Here is a 15744-nt window from a genome sequence, read left to right on the forward strand (position 1 = left end):
CTTATATGTTATCTTAATCTGTTTCTATTTTCTAATTAGCTATTTTGATGCTTTTTACATATGATCTGGTTGTCGAATTCGATATTGATATACGAATACTTGTTCCAGCCAGCTTGTGAGAGTCCATACTTATAGAATTTCTCTAATCGATTCATCTTCTTGTTGACGAAATCGTTGATGGCTTGCTCTCGTTTGTCGATGAGGTTGGTCTCTGGCAGGTTACCTATATATATAATGTGGTTGCCTACTCGCGGTACCAGTTCTATTCCTCTGTCAGGCAGAACATTGATCTGTTCTATCTGGTTTCTCCAGAGCTCGTTCGTCATCAGCGCTTTGCTTAGCAATGAGATGTATTTTTTTGCATACCACTTGTTGATGTGCCCCGTTGCGATAATGATATCGCATGTGTAGTTCGTGTTGGGCATAATCTGATTGTGGTCATCAATATAATAATCTTCGTTGCTGATGCTTTTGATTCTGACGATTGGCATGCGTTGGGTGAGGTAGATGTCTACAAGACCATCCTGCGTCTTTGAACATTCTGCTGTCTTGACGAAAGGACTGGTCTTCAAGGTTTCCTCTATCATGCGGGCGTTCACCTTTTTGAGCGGTTCCCCCAGCGGATAGAGTTTCCTTGTTTCCAGTCGTTTCTTGATTTCCTTCGCATTCAGAAAGCCATTGGTCATCTCATCTTGAATGTTGATGTTCACCTTGGTGCATACCAACTTCGTTTCATCAGGTTTGTTAAACCTGGTGAAAGCGAATACCAGATAAGTACCCAGTACTAAATCCAGTGCGATGATGATGGTTTTCTTCCAATTGATATGCATTTATTTCTCTTCAAGTATTTTGGTAATTTGTGGAACATAGTTGTCCAAATCGCCAGCTCCTAAGATAACTAGAACATCGAAGTCTCGATTCTTTACCAGGTCAAGAACGTCTTCTTTGTGAATCATGCTCTTTTCTACACCTGGTTTCAGGTTGTCATAGATAAGCTTGGAGGTTACTCCCGGAATAGGCTGCTCGCGAGCTGGATAGATGTCGCAGAGGATTACCTCGTCCAAAAGACTCAAGCTGTTGGCGAAATCTTTATAGAAGTCGCGGGTTCTAGTATACAAGTGAGGCTGGAAGATGGCTGTAATCTTACGATCCTTGTACAACTCTCTGATACTCTTTGCACTCAGATAAATCTCCTTTGGATGATGAGCATAATCAGATAGGAATACCAGTTTGTCGTTCTTGATCTTAAAGTCGAAACGGCGGTCAACTCCTCCGTAGGTCTTCATGCCGTTGCGGAGCTCATCGGCTGTACAACCATTCAACTGCGCCATTGCCATTGCTGCCACACCGTTGGTGATGTTGATAGGTACAGGCTGTCCGAGTTCTACGCCCGTTACGTTCTCGATAGGAGAGATGAAATCAAAAGTGATTCCTCCATTCTCTATCTTGATATTCTCAGCGTGGAAGTCGCCCTCGTCCTGGCTGTATTCGTATATCTTGACGCCGTCCTGTACGTGCTGTTTCATCTCCAGACCTTTGTGGATGATGAGTGCACCGCCCGGTTGGATCAGTTCTGTATAGTGACGGAAACTCTCCAGATAAGCCTCCTTGGTGCCGTAGATGTCGAGATGGTCAGGATCTGTAGCTGTGATGACGCTCATCCATGGGCGCAACCAGTGGAAACTGCGGTCAAACTCATCTGCCTCAATGACAACATAGTCGCTCTTGTCGGAGAGGATGTAGTTGGTGCCATAGTTCTTTGAGATTCCTCCCAGGAAGGCATTACAGTCAATATGGCTCTGATGCATGATGTGAGCGCACATGGTAGATGTTGATGTCTTACCATGTGTTCCCGCTACGCACAGTCCCTTATGTGTACGGGTTAATGTACCCAGAACCTGAGCGCGCTTCTCTATGGTGAAACCGTTCTCACGGAAGAAAACCAGTTCCTTGTGTTCGGCAGGAATTGCCGGTGTGTAGACTACCAATGTTGTCTTGGCGTCCTTGCAGGCTTCTGGTATGAGGTCAACATTCTCCTCATAGTGGATAAGCATTCCCTCTTTCTCCAACTCATGAGTTAGATTGGATGGAGTCTTGTCATATCCGGCTACAACCAACTTCTTGCTGAGGAAGTATCTAGCGATGGCGCTCATTCCGATGCCGCCGGCTCCTACAAAATAAACTGCTTTAATATCTTTAATTTCCATTACTTTGTTGCTAATTTGATTACTTCGTCGGCGATGATGTCGGCAGAGTTCTTTAATCCTAATTTCTTGATATTCTCACAGAGCGAAGCAAGCTTTGCCTCGTCTTTTACCGTGTCAACTGCTTTCTTGAGCAATACCTCTGGTGCATCGGCATCCTTTACGTAGATGGCAGCATCTTTGTTGACTAATGCCATGGCGTTCTTGGTCTGGTGGTCTTCTGCCACATTAGGACTTGGAACCAGGATAACCGGTTTGCCGATGAGGCAGAACTCGCTGATGCTGCTGGCACCTGCGCGGCTGATAACCAGGTCGGCTGCCTTGTAAGCTGCACCCATGTCGCTGATGAAATCAGTAACCTTGAGCATTGGCAACTCCTGACCTTTCAGCTGTTCCATGATGGCAGCATTATAGTATTTACCGGTCTGCCAGATAAACTGTACGCCGCTTTCTTTCACCAGGTCGAGGTGCTGGAGCACACTCTCATTGATGGTTCTTGCGCCAAGGCTGCCACCTACGAGCAAGATGGTCTTCTTTTCTGGGTCGAGACCGAATAGCTTGCGTGCTTCTTTCTGGGTGATGGTAGTTTCCAATACATTCTGGCGAACAGGATTACCGGTCATGATAATCTTGTCTGCAGGGAAGAAACGCTCCATTCCTTCGTAAGCCACACAGATTTTTTCAGCCTTCTTGGCTAAGAGTTTATTGGTTACACCAGCGTATGAATTCTGCTCCTGAATGAGGCAAGGTATTCCTTTGCTGGCACAAACATTGAGAGTCGGACCGCTAGCATAGCCACCTACGCCCACAGCCGCCATAGGCTTGAAGTTTTTGATGATGCTCTTTGCCATGTGCTGGCTCTTCCATATCTTGAAGAGTACGGCGATGTTCTTGAGCAGATGCTTTCTGTCGAAACCGCAGATAGGCAAGCCCTTGATTTCATAACCCGCAGCAGGTACACGCTGCATTTCCATTCTGCCGAGTGCACCTACAAACAAAATCTTAGCATCAGGGCGCTTTGCCTTGATGGCATTTGCAATGGATACGGCAGGGAAGATGTGACCACCTGTGCCGCCTCCGCTTATGATAATTCTTAATTCATTATTCATATCCGTTCATGTTTATAACGCAAAGGTATAAAAAAAATATCGATTTAACGGCATTTTCTGCCATTTTTTCACCTTAATTTATAAAACTCTTGTCAGGCAGCCACCATTTTGCTGTCGTTAAGCTCATTTTGAGGTATTTCTTTCTTCTTGGCTGTTCTGCTGATACTCAGGATGATGCCCAGGTACAGACAGTTGATGATGGTAGATGTACCACCTCTACTGATGAGTGGTAGTGGCTGTCCTGTAACAGGAGCCAGACCTACTGCTACAGCCATGTTGAAGAGTGCCTGGGTAACCAGCATGATGGCGAGTCCCATACAGAGGAAGGCTGGAAAATTGTTCTCACACCGGTTGGCTATTCTGCCAGCTCTGAACAGGAGGATGATGTAGAGGAATGCAACCAGTGCGGCTCCCCATATACCCATCTCTTCGATGATGATGGCATAGATGAAGTCTGAGAACGCCTGTGAGAGAAAGTCTCTTTCTACTGAGTTTCCTGGCCCTTTGCCTACGATGTTGGAAGAGGCGATGGCGATATTGGCATGTGCCACTTGGGCATCTTTGTCGAGATCGACATCCTGTGGGGCTACAGGCTTGGAGTTCATAAACTTGTCAATACGGGCTTTCCAGGTGTCGGCTCTATGGAACATCTTTTCTGCCATGTTAGGCTTGTCCTGTTCCTGTTCAACCTTCTCGGTCAGCGTATTTTCCGGTTTATTGCCTTCCTCGCCCTTGTCCTGTCCGATAATCATGATACCTGCAAAGGCTGTTACGATGACAATCATGCCCAGTCCCACCAACTTACCAATCTGGTTCATCGGCACTCTTCCGATGAGCATCATGGCCAGGATTGTGACACTGAGGAGCATGGCTGTAGATAAGTTCTCCAGACCGATGAGAATTACAAATGGAGCGGTTGCTACAAGTATAAACTTGAAAGCCTTCCTGTTGGCACCCTGAGGTGCTTGCATGGCGCTAAGAATCTGAGCTACAGCTAGTACTACCGCACCCTTTGCTATCTCTGAAGGCTGAAACTGTACGCCCATCAGGGAGAACCAGCGGGAAGCTCCGTTGGTAGATTGGCCGGTAGCCAATACCAGGACGAGCAACAGTAATGAGATGCCCATCACGACGGGTGTAACAATCTTGAAGTACTTGCATTTCACCTTGAGCATGCAAATCATGGTGAACAGACCGCCTCCCAAGAGCAAGATATGTCGGATAACAGGCGCCATATAGTTTCCGGTCTTGTACGACAAGGAGCTGGAGGCAGAATATACCTCCACGATGCTTATCATACAGAGAAAGAAGAAGACCATCCAGATCACCTTGTCTCCCTTGAAAATATTACCTATGCTCTTGTTATTCATTTCTTTATCGTTCTATCTGTTCTATCTGTTGAAAACTGTTATTCTCCGATGGCTCTTGCCAGCGCTTTAAACTGCTCGCCTCTATCTTCCATGTTCTTGAAGAGGTCGAAGCTTGCGCAGCATGGACTGAGGAGTACGGTGTCGCCCGGCTTTGCCAATTCCTGGCAGGCTGCCACGCAATCCTTCATGCTGTGGGTGTCGCGGACAGGGATGCCGAGTGCGTCAAAGTTGTCGTGCAACTTCTGGTTGTCGGCTCCGAGATATACGATACCCGCACATTTCTCCTTTACCAGGTCCTTGATCTGGTTATAGTCATTTCCCTTATCCTTACCGCCGATGATGAGGATGGTAGGGGTTGTCATGCTCTCCAGCGCATACCAGCAGGCATCCACGTTGGTTGCCTTTGAGTCGTTCACATAGTAAACGCCTTGGAACTTGCCCACTTTCTCCAGGCGGTGCTCTACGCCAGGGAAGTCGCTCAAGCCTTTATGCAGGGTCTCGTGGTCGATGCCTACGATGTTGCATGCCAGACCTGCAGCCAGACTGTTATAGATATTGTGCTTGCCGCGGAGACTCATGTCTGCCTGTGGCATTTCGAAGGCTGAAGGGAAGTTGAGTTTGTACTTGCCATCCTCTATAAAGCCAACGCAACCCTCCTCCTTGAACTCAGAGAATGGGCAGAGGTGTGACTTGAGGTTGTACTTAGCCAACTCCTTTGTAACGATAGGATCATCATTCCAGAAGATGAAGCTGTCTTCCTCTGTCTGGTTCTGGGTGATGCGCATCTTGGCATCGGTATAGTTCTGCATCTTAAACTCATAGCGGTCCAGATGGTCTGGAGTGATATTGAGCAGGATAGCCACGTTGGCACGGAACTCATACATGTTGTCGAGTTGGAAACTGCTCAGCTCGATGACGTAGTACTTATGAGGAGTTTCTGCCACCTGAAGGGCAAGACTCTTTCCGATATTTCCAGCCAGACCGACATCATAGCCAGCCGACTTGATGATGTGGTAAATCAGAGAGGTAGTGGTAGTCTTACCATTACTTCCCGTAATACAGATCATCTTGGCGTCAGTATATCTGCCCGCAAATTCTATTTCGCTTATGATAGGAGTACCCTTAGCCATCAGTTTCTGAACCATAGGTGCTTCCTTAGGAATACCCGGGCTCTTGATGACTTCATCAGCATCTAAAATCTTTTCTTCAGTATGGTGACCTTCTTCCCATTCAATGTTGTGGTCATCCATCAACTTCTTGTAGTTATCCTTGATCTTTGACATGTCTGAAACAAAGACCTCGAATCCCTCTTTCTTTGCCAGCACGGCTGCACCTGCGCCACTTTCGCCAGCTCCTAAAATTACAATTTTGCTCATTGTCTTATTTTCTATACTAGTTTCGCAAGTGAGGGAATTAATTGAAGTTAAAGAAGTTATCACTCCCTACGGTCGTTCGGGAAGTTAAGAGACAATAGTCTTTAGTCGTAAAACGTAGGACATTTGTCCCTTAACTTCCTTCTAACTCCTCTAACTTCCCTTAACTTCCACATATGCGAAAGTTCTGTTATCTGATCTTCAATGTGATGATGGTCAACGCTGCCAGAATGATGGTTACAATCCAGAAACGGATGGTAATCTTTGATTCATGGAAGCAGTTGCGAGGCTTCTTCCACAGATACTTGCAGTCTGGATCCAGCTGACTGTCCTGTGTGCGGAAGTTGTCGTGGATAGGTGTGCGCTTGAAGATACGCTGCTTCACACCTCTCCGCTTTCCTATCTTGTAATAGTAAACCTGCATCATCACGCTGAGGCTTTCTACGAAGAAAATACCGCAGAGGATAGGCAGCATCAGCTCCTTGTGGATGATGATGGCACCTACTGCGATGATACCGCCGATGGTCAGCGAACCCGTATCGCCCATGAATACCTGGGCAGGGTAAGCGTTGTACCAGAGGAAACCGATGAGGGCTCCGATGAAGGCACAGAAGAATACTACCAGTTCCTCAGAACCAGGAATATACATGATATTGAGGTAGGCGGCAAACTCGATGTGCGACGACACATACGCAAGTATGCCTAGCGCCACACCTATGATGGCGGAGTTTCCTGCACACATTCCGTCCATACCATCGTTGAGGTTGGCACCGTTTGATACGGCTGTTACCACGAAGATGGTCATGATGACGAAGAGAATCCAGCCTGCTGCTACCTTGTACTTACCGCAGAAACTGGTGATGCTGGAATAGTCGAGGTTGTGTCCCTTGACGAATGGGATGGTGGTCTTCAGCGATTTTCTTGCTTCCGTACGATGCTTTACCACCGTTTCCTGACCCTGTCGCTCAATGGCGAGGTTCTCGTTCATCTTTACGTCAGGTGAAGACCAGAGTACCAGTCCCACGATGAGTCCGATACCAATCTGACCTATAATCTTATATTTACCCTTCAAGCCCTCTTTATCACGCTTGAAAATCTTGATGAAGTCGTCCATTCCACCGAGGAAGCCGAGCCATATGGTGGTGATGATCATCAGGATAAGATAGATGTTGCGCAAACGTCCGAGTAACAGTACCGGTACGAGGATAGCCAGGATGATGATGACGCCACCCATAGAAGGAACGCCAATCTTCTTTACACCGAACGGATCGATGCTGGCATCGCGCTGAGTTTCTGTGATTTGCTTGCTCTTGAGATACTTGATGAATTTCTCGCCGAACCAGGCTGAGATGACCAATGATAAAATCAGCGCAAGCAGGGCGCGGAATGAGATGTAACCCCACATGTGAGAACCTGAGATGCCCCACTGCTCCAGAAATCTAAAGAGATAGTATAACATTTTTCTTTCTTTTCTTGATTGATTTTACTTCTGTGAAATTCCGAAGATGTCGCGAATCACCTCTTTGTCGTCAAAGTGGTGCTTTACGCCCTTGATCTCCTGGTAATCTTCGTGTCCCTTACCGGCTACGAGAATCACGTCGCCCTTCTTTGCCAGCATGCAGGCTGTGCGGATGGCTTCCTTGCGGTCTACGATGCTGATTACCTTCTTCATCTGCTGGGCATTGAGTCCGGCAAGCATGTCGTTGATGATGTCCTGTGGCTCTTCGAAACGTGGGTTGTCACTGGTGATGATTACCTTATCGCTCTGCTTTACAGCCTCCTGTGCCATCAATGGGCGCTTGCCCTTGTCACGGTTGCCGCCGGCACCGCAAACGGTGATGACTTCTCCGCCCTTGCCTTCGAGCACTTCGTGGATGGCGTTCAATACGTTCTCTAGTGCATCTGGTGTATGGGCATAGTCAACAATGGCGGTATAACCTTCTGGCGACTGGATTGGTTCCAGTCTTCCGCTTACGCTGTGAAGGGTACTCATCACTACGAGTACATCCTCTGGCTTCTTGCCGAGCATAATGGCTGCACCATATACGGCGAGCAGGTTGCTCACGTTGAACTTACCGATGAACTGTACGCCCACTTCTTTGCCGTCAATCTCCAGATACATGCCGCCGAAGTGACACTCCAGAATCCTGGCTCTGAAGTCTGCCATGCTGCGGGTAGAGTAGGTTTTCACGGTAGCCTTGGTGTTCTGTACCATGATCATGCCGTTCTTGTCGTCGGCATTGGTAATGGCAAAGGCTGTCTTAGGCAGTCCGTCGAAGAAAGCCTTCTTGGCATTACGGTAGTTCTCGAATGTCTTGTGGTAATCGAGGTGGTCGCGGGTCAGGTTGGTGAACAAGCCTCCGGCAAACTGTAGGCCTCCGATACGCTTCTGTGCGATGGCGTGAGAAGAGCACTCCATGAAGGCATACTCGCAGCCTGCCTCTACCATCTTGCCCAGGAGCATGTTCAGCTCGATAGGGTCTGGGGTGGTATGGTCGGCAGGGATAGCCTCGTCCTCAATGTAGTTGCAGACGGTAGAGAGCAAGCCACACTTATGGCCGAACTTGCGGAACATATTATATAATAAGGTGGCAATGGTGGTCTTACCATTGGTACCGGTTACGCCTACCAGTTTGAGCTTTCTTGAAGGGTCGCCGTAGAAGAGGGTTGCTACCTTGCCGACAGCATCCTCGGTCGAAGCGACCTGAATGTAAGTTACGCCCTCAACTTTCTCTTCAGGCATGTCTTCGCACAAAACCGACTTTGCGCCCAGCTCCAATGCCTTTGGAATAAACTTGTGACCGTCAACCTGCGTTCCCTTCATGGCAACGAAGAGATGACCTTCCTTAATCTTGCGAGAGTCGATGTTTACTCCCGAAACCTCTACATCAGCATCGCCGATTATCTGAACCGGTTCGATGTTTTTGAGTAATTCTTTTAACTTCATATCCTGTTTCTGTTTTATATTCTATATATTTTTTATCTACACCTTATTATATATAGGGTTTCAGATAACTGTTTCTGAGTTTTATTCGAGCACAATGCTGCATACGGCACCTTTCTTGATGACCGTTCCCGGCACCAGACTCTGCTTTACTACCTTTCCTCTACCTATAATCTGGGTCTTGATGCCCCGGCTCTCCATATTGTAGATAGCGTCTCGGGCTCCCATTCCGGTAACGTCGGGTACGATCGTCTTGCCGTATTGCTTCTCCCTGATGAGCTTGATGCTGTGGTTACCCACGCGCTCTGCCTTGCCCCAGATAGGGTTGCCGTCGGCATAGCTGCCACTCCAGTTGGTATTGGTCTTGATGCCGAGGTGGCTGAGCACATAGTTGGCAGCAAGGATATTGCCTGCCTTTACGTCAGGAACGAAGACGGATGCTGAGTCGCGGGCGTCCTTTACGTCAACTTTCAGACTCTGCGCCATGATGCCTTCTGAAATCTCATGGAAGACCTTACCGCACATCGTACCGCCCGAAGCAGGTAAACCGGATTTCTGTATGCAGACGATACAGCTGTAGCGTGGTGCATCGGCAGGGAAGTAGCCTGCGAAACTGATGAGATAGCTGGTTCCGCCACTCTTATATCCACCGGCACCTTTTGAAATCTGGGCTGTGCCGGTCTTTCCTGCCACTTTGAAGTTAGGCGAACCGGCTTTCTTTCCCAGTCCCACGCTTACCACCTGTTCCAGGATGGTTTGCAGTTCCTTGATGCTCTTCTCCTTGGCTATCTGCTGGCGCATCACTTCAGGAGGAAATTCCATGATGGTTTCTCCGTTCTTCATTACCTTGCTCACGAATCTTGGTCGCATCATCTTGCCGTTGTTGGCGATGGTGTTGTAGAAGGTGAGGGTAGAGATAGGCGGTATCTGGGTCTCATATCCGATACTCATCCATGGCAAACTGGTCTTTGCCCAGTTGTCATACTGTCCGTTCTTGTTTCTGTGCGGCATGCGGATTCTGGCTGGCGTTGCTCCCACCAGTGGAATCTTCAGGTCGTCGTGCAGACCGGTACGGTAGATACCCTTTACGAATTTCTCCGGGTTGTTGCGGTAATGGTCGTCTATGATGCGGCTCACACCGATGTTCGAACTGTACCACAGGGTCTGTGCGAGGGTCAGCATTCCGTATCCGCCTTTTCGCCAGTTGTGGTCTTTCATTTCTCTGCCGTACATCGGCCATATACCGCCACCGGTTTCTACGTGATAGGTCGTGTCTACCACTCCGTCGTCCAGCGCTACGAGGATAGAGGCTGGCTTGAACACCGAGCCTGGCTCCAGAAGGTCGCTCACGGCATGGTTGTGGATTTCTCTGTATTCGCCGTCGAAACATTTCTCCATGTTTACGATGGCCTTGATGTCGCCCGTAGGTACATCCATCACGATGGCTACACCCACATTGGCGTTGATTTCCTTCAGCTCGTCGATGAGTGAGCGTTCAGCAAGGTCTTGCATGCTCACATCGATGGTGGTCACGATATCGGCTCCGTCAATAGGAGGAGTATCGGTAATGTCGAGGAACTTATTGCGCACCTTGCGGCGATGCACGATACCGTTGGTGCCTCGCAGGATGGAGTCGTAACTCAGCTCCAGACCGAAGCGGGCGGTATCCTTGGCGCCATACATGGCTCCGATGGTTCGGCCTGCCAGCGAACCGTAAGTTCTGGTTCGGGCATTATATTCTTCCCAGTGGAAACCGCTCTGGTAGGGTTTCAGGCGGAATACAGGGATGTCCTTTATCTCGGTGAAGGTGTTATAGTCTACACGCTTCGGATAAACCGGCCAGTGGCGGCTCATCTTGGCGCGACCTTCGGTGAGGTGCTTCTTGAAATCAGACTCGCTCAGATTCGGAAATATCTTGTGCAGGCAAAGGCAGATGGAGTCTTGCTTGGCATCCCACAGCGAGTCGTTTTTTGCATCTTTCAGCGCCTTGAAGTCCATGAAAACCTTAAACTCCGGCAGCGAACTTGCCATCAGCTGTCCTGTGCAGCTCAAGATGTTGCCTCGGTTTGGCTTTACGGTCACGGAATCCTTCTTCTGCCGTTCAGCCACCTTCATCCAGTAATCATGCTTGGCGGTCATGATGTAGAGCGCTTTACCCACTACGGCTATGGCGAAAATCGTCATGATGATGGCGATGGCGCTGTAGCGGGGCATTACTTTCTTGTGATCAAATTTGCTGCTCATTCTTCGGGTACGTTTATGATGTATGGAGGTTGGGTAGCGATGTGCAGCACGCTGTCTTTGTTGTTCTTCAGCATGTCGAGCACATTACTTTCACGACTCTTCTCTGTTATCTGGCTGCTTGTAGACAGCGCTTTGTATTTGGTGTCTTGCAGTTCTTTCTGCAGTTTGTCCAACTCGATGATATCGTTCTGGATATTGTATCGGTTGGATATGTAGATAATGACAAAAAGCACGATGAGGATAACGAGCCATATCTGCCGGCGTATGATTTGTGCGGTAAGAATGTCTCCACCCAGAATCTTTCGCAGCGTAAAGCTCGATGATCCTGAAGCCTCTTCCTCTATGGCTTGCTTGGCAATCACTTCCTTGAGCGAAGCCTGTGGAGCCTCCTGCTGCTGTGGCTCCTGCTGCGGAGTTTTCTGCTTCGGCGGTTCCTGTGATGCCTGTGCCTTTTCTTCGGCTATAGGCTTCTCGCTGATGTTTATGTCTTTATCGTTTATCATTTCTTTTCTGCTATTCTTAGTTTGGCGCTTCTGCTCCTAGGGTTTCTTTCCTGCTCGTCGGCATCGGGAACGATTACCTTGTTGTTCACGAGTTTGAAAGGGGTTTCTATTCTTCCGAAGAAGTCCTGCTCTATCTTGCCTTCTGCATTGCCCGCTTTCATCATGTTCTTTACGATTCTGTCTTCCAGCGAGTGATAGGTGATGACGCTGAGTCGGCCTCCCGGTTTCAGAAGTTCCGTAGCTGAGCGGAGCATCTCTTTCAGGGCGTCCATCTCGTGGTTCACTTCTATGCGCAGCGCCTGGAAGAGCTTTGCCATGTCTTTCTTCTCACGCTCCCGCTTGAAGAGGGGCTCTACGGCTGCCATAAAGTCTTTGGTGGTGAGGATGGGCTTCTCGGCTCTTGCCTTGACGAGTGCCGAGGCGATGCGGCGCGAGTTCTTCAGCTCACCGTATAGGTAGAAGATGTCGGCAAGGGCACCTTCGTCATATTCGTTTACGATGTCGGCAGCAGTCTTGCCCGCACGCTTGTTCATGCGCATATCGAGTGGGGAGTCGAAACGGAAGGAAAAACCGCGGGTCTCGTCATCGAAGTGGTGGCTCGATACGCCCAGGTCGGCTAACAGTCCGTCGAGTCCGTCTACCCCATAGTAGCGCATCCAGTTTTTCAGGAATCTGAAGTTGGAGCATACGAAGGTGAAGTTCTCGTTTGCCACCACGTTGCGCTCTGCATCGGCGTCCTGGTCGAAACTGTACAGGTGCGCTCCCTCCGTCAGGCGCGACAGAATCTCTCTGGAATGTCCGCCGCCACCGAAGGTTACGTCTACATAGATGCCTCCTGGCTGTATGTTCAACCCGTCAACGCTCTCCTTGAGGAGCACCGGTACGTGATATGTTTCTGCTGTCTTTATCATATATCTTTTTGCTGTCTTATCGCGTTATAGTATTGCGTGCGTACTTATTAATGTATAAATTTGGGTTCAAAGGTACATAAAAATCTCCATATAGCCTTACTTTTTCCCACAAAATTTATAAAACTTAATGAAAAAGTTGTTTTTGGTCAACTTCACCTTCCAGTTTCGGGCATCGCCTTTTTGGTCTCATCAAGTGTGATGCTTTTGCAAAAATACGTGCAAAATGGGCTCGATTTGTCGTGATAGTTTTAAAAAACTAATAAATTTTCGCTTTTTTGCTATTTTTTGGGAAAAAATGGCACGTATTTGAAAAAGTTGAGTTACTTTTGCACTAACTTATATAAGTTTTAGCAAACATGAGTGAATCAATAGAGAAAACGATAGGCATAGATAAGATACTGAAGAGCAAGATGGGAAGCAAGGTGAAATTCGTACCGCGCTTCCTGGTTTCCTGGCTCAAGAAGATTATTCATGAGGACGAGGTGAACAGGTTCTTGTGGGAGAGCCGTGGCCTTTCGGGTACTGAATGGCTCGCCGAATGTGTGCGCTATCTGAAGATGGATGTTGAAATCGTAGGCTTGGAAAACCTGCCTGACAAGAACGACGGCAAACTCTATACCTTTGTTTCCAATCATCCTCTGGGCGGACAGGACGGTGTATGTCTCGGTTCCATCATCGGCAAGCACTATGATGGCAAGTTCCGCTATCTGGTGAATGATCTTCTGCTCAACTTGCCGGGTTTGAAACCTGTAAGTATCGGCATCAACAAGACGGGTCGCCAGAGCCGCGATTTCCCACGTATGGTGGAGGCGGGCTTCAAGAGTGACAACCACATGCTGATGTTTCCGGCTGGCTTGAACAGCCGCAAGCGCAAGGATGGAACTATTCACGACCTGCCTTGGAAGAAAACGTTTATCTCTAAGAGTGTAGAATATCAGCGCGATGTGGTGCCTATCCATTTCGGAGGGCGCAACTCTGAGCGCTTCTACCGCATCGCCCGATTTAGCGACAAGTATCTGCCGTTCAATCTCGCCATGCTGTTCCTGGTCGACGAGATGTACAGGAATGTGGGTAAGCATTTCCGCATATCCATCGGCAAACCGATTCCTTGGCAGACTTTTGATAAGAGCAAGTCGGCTACCGAGTGGGCGCAGTATGTTGAAGACAGGGTTTATGAACTTTAATGGTTTGCAAAACCCGGAAGAATTTTTTATATTAAAGAAATCGTAGAATCATAGCATATAAGAAGAGTAATATGGAAGAAGAAATCATCCAACCGATTGATCGTGAGCTCCTGAAGAGCGAGCTTACACCCGACAAACAACTGAGAATGACCAATAAGAGCCATAACGAGATTTACATCGTTACGGCAAACGATTCGCCTAATGTGCTGAAAGAGATTGGTCGACTTCGTGAAATCGCTTTCCGTGAAGCGGGAGGCGGAACGGGCAAATCTATGGATCTTGATGAGTTCGACTTTGGTGACAACTGTTACAAGCAGCTGATTGTCTGGAACCCTGAAGCCGATGAGATTATCGGCGGTTACCGTTATCTCCTGGGTAAGGACTGGAAGCTCGATGAGAAGGGACAGCCTAAGCTGGCAACCAGCCACATGTTCCATTTCTCCGACAAGTTCCTCAAGGAGTATATGCCTTATACCGTAGAGTTGGGCCGTTCCTTCGTTTCACTCGAATATCAGAATGTACGTACCAACACCAAGAGTATTTTTGCTCTCGACAATCTCTGGGATGGTTTGGGCGCCTTGACGGTTCTCTATCCGGAAGTAAAATATTTCTTCGGCAAGATGACGATGTATCCGTCTTACATCCGTCGTGGCCGCGACATGATTCTCTATTTCCTCAAGAAGCATTTTGATGACAAGGAGAACCTCGTAATCCCGATGAAACCGCTGGAATTGGATACTCCAGAGAGTGATTTGGCTGCCATCTTTACAGAAGATGACTTCAAGGCAGACTATCGCATTCTGAACCGTGAGGTTCGCAAGTTGGGTTATAATATCCCTCCTCTTGTTAATGCCTACATGAGTCTGAGTCCTACGATGAAGCTTTTCGGTACCGCCATCAACTATGGTTTTGGTGATGTAGAGGAGACCGGCATCCTCATCGCCATCGATGAGATACTCGAAGAGAAGCGGGTTCGCCACATCAATAGTTTTATTAAGGAACATCCTGAGGCTCTGAAGATAACGAGCGGAGCTAATAATGTGATTTATAAGGAAAAAGATATCTAAGATATACCGCAGAATCCCATGTTCTTATTGCTTGTTGGCAATAGAAACATGGGATTTTTGTTTTCTGTAAAAACTGCTTGCCTCGGTTAAATACTCTTAATAAATCTCGGAAAAGGCAGCGGAATTTTGGTTTTATGTGTCGAAAAGTGTATCTTTGCACAGGTTTCATGTCTCAGAAAGTGTAATGATTGCATGGTTTTATGTGTCGAAAAGTGTATCGTTCTGGCATTTTTATGTGTCTAAAAGTGTGATGATAGCATGATTTCATGTGTCGAAAAGTGTAGTTGTATGGACAGGAAATAATCAATCAGATTTTATAAAGACCGGGAGGTAAGAGCGGTTTGGGACGGGGAACTCAACAAGTGGTGGTTCTCTGTGCTTGATATTATCGGCGTATTGAATGAGCAGGATGATTATTCTAAGAACCGTAATTACTGGAAGTATCTGAAGACTAAGCTGAAGAAAGAAAATAATGAACTGGTTAGTGCCACTAACCAGTTGAAATTGCAAGCCTTCATGAAGGGCATAGACTATTCTTATTATTATGAGCAGGTGGATGAATAAATGAGAAGAAAAAATCTGTTTTATCCCTCACAACCATCACGTTTTCCGTTTTTCAAAACTTTAATTATTTGATAATGAGGATGTTATCTCTTTTGTTTAACGTGATAGATTGATGAAATGTTTACAAGATCCATCACGCTATCCGTAAGCGGCTCCGCGTTTATACCTTGCATAATTCAAAAAAAGCAGTAACAGCTGATTAAATAAGTGCTGTTACTGCTTTTTCCATCGGTCTGGAAGTAAGTCTCTATATTTTTCCAATGGGGTATTT

The 15744-nt window shown here is 47.5% G+C and carries 12 protein-coding genes and 1 pseudogene; 3 read left to right on the forward strand and 10 right to left on the reverse strand.

The window, feature by feature from the left end:
- Positions 1-35: 35 nt before the first annotated feature.
- From ACWJAO_RS09165 to rsmH, 10 genes are all read right to left on the reverse strand, one after another.
- A complete protein-coding gene (locus ACWJAO_RS09165; RefSeq protein ID WP_449140043.1) occupies positions 36-830 on the reverse strand; it encodes a cell division protein FtsQ in 795 nt (264 codons plus the stop codon).
- On the reverse strand, positions 831-2207 hold the full coding sequence (murC, locus tag ACWJAO_RS09170; protein WP_449140044.1) for a UDP-N-acetylmuramate--L-alanine ligase: 1377 nt from the start codon (positions 2205-2207) through the stop codon (positions 831-833).
- Positions 2207-3313, reverse strand: coding sequence for an undecaprenyldiphospho-muramoylpentapeptide beta-N-acetylglucosaminyltransferase (murG, locus tag ACWJAO_RS09175; RefSeq protein WP_449140045.1), 1107 nt, complete (start codon positions 3311-3313; stop codon positions 2207-2209). Before murG ends, murC begins: the two co-directional genes overlap by 1 nt.
- A gap of 92 nt (positions 3314-3405) precedes the next feature.
- The gene (locus ACWJAO_RS09180) at positions 3406-4683 is read right to left on the reverse strand and encodes an FtsW/RodA/SpoVE family cell cycle protein (protein WP_287842101.1); all 1278 of its coding nucleotides are present in this window, start codon (positions 4681-4683) and stop codon (positions 3406-3408) included.
- Positions 4684-4721: 38 nt separating this feature from the next.
- Positions 4722-6059: a UDP-N-acetylmuramoyl-L-alanine--D-glutamate ligase gene (gene murD / locus ACWJAO_RS09185; protein ID WP_449140046.1), complete on the reverse strand. Its 1338-nt coding sequence runs from the start codon at positions 6057-6059 to the stop codon at positions 4722-4724.
- 187 nt (positions 6060-6246) lie between these two features.
- Entirely contained in the window at positions 6247-7515 is a 1269-nt protein-coding gene (mraY, locus tag ACWJAO_RS09190; RefSeq protein ID WP_449140047.1) for a phospho-N-acetylmuramoyl-pentapeptide-transferase, read from the reverse strand.
- Positions 7516-7539: 24 nt separating this feature from the next.
- A complete protein-coding gene (locus tag ACWJAO_RS09195; protein ID WP_449140048.1) occupies positions 7540-9003 on the reverse strand; it encodes a UDP-N-acetylmuramoyl-L-alanyl-D-glutamate--2,6-diaminopimelate ligase in 1464 nt (487 codons plus the stop codon).
- Between the two features lie 81 nt (positions 9004-9084).
- On the reverse strand, positions 9085-11244 hold the full coding sequence (locus ACWJAO_RS09200) for a penicillin-binding transpeptidase domain-containing protein (RefSeq protein ID WP_449140049.1): 2160 nt from the start codon (positions 11242-11244) through the stop codon (positions 9085-9087).
- Complete coding sequence (locus ACWJAO_RS09205) at positions 11241-11747, reverse strand: FtsL-like putative cell division protein (RefSeq protein ID WP_264902189.1); 507 nt, start codon at positions 11745-11747, stop codon at positions 11241-11243. Before ACWJAO_RS09205 ends, ACWJAO_RS09200 begins: the two co-directional genes overlap by 4 nt.
- Positions 11744-12658, reverse strand: coding sequence for a 16S rRNA (cytosine(1402)-N(4))-methyltransferase RsmH (rsmH, locus tag ACWJAO_RS09210; RefSeq protein ID WP_117692963.1), 915 nt, complete (start codon positions 12656-12658; stop codon positions 11744-11746). The genes ACWJAO_RS09205 and rsmH overlap by 4 nt, the downstream gene beginning before the upstream one ends.
- A 356-nt stretch (positions 12659-13014) precedes the next feature.
- Between rsmH and ACWJAO_RS09215 the strand changes: the two genes are divergently transcribed.
- The 3 genes and pseudogenes from ACWJAO_RS09215 to ACWJAO_RS09225 form a co-directional block, all read left to right on the forward strand.
- Positions 13015-13842, forward strand: a complete 828-nt coding sequence (locus ACWJAO_RS09215; protein ID WP_449140050.1) for a glycerol acyltransferase — start codon at positions 13015-13017, stop codon at positions 13840-13842.
- A gap of 71 nt (positions 13843-13913) precedes the next feature.
- The gene (locus ACWJAO_RS09220) at positions 13914-14909 is read left to right on the forward strand and encodes a GNAT family N-acetyltransferase (protein ID WP_449140051.1); all 996 of its coding nucleotides are present in this window, start codon (positions 13914-13916) and stop codon (positions 14907-14909) included.
- A gap of 306 nt (positions 14910-15215) precedes the next feature.
- Positions 15216-15422, forward strand: a pseudogene (locus ACWJAO_RS09225) (cell filamentation protein Fic); the annotation flags it as partial.
- Positions 15423-15744: the final 322 nt, after the last annotated feature.

The organism is Segatella sp. (assembly GCF_977051555.1).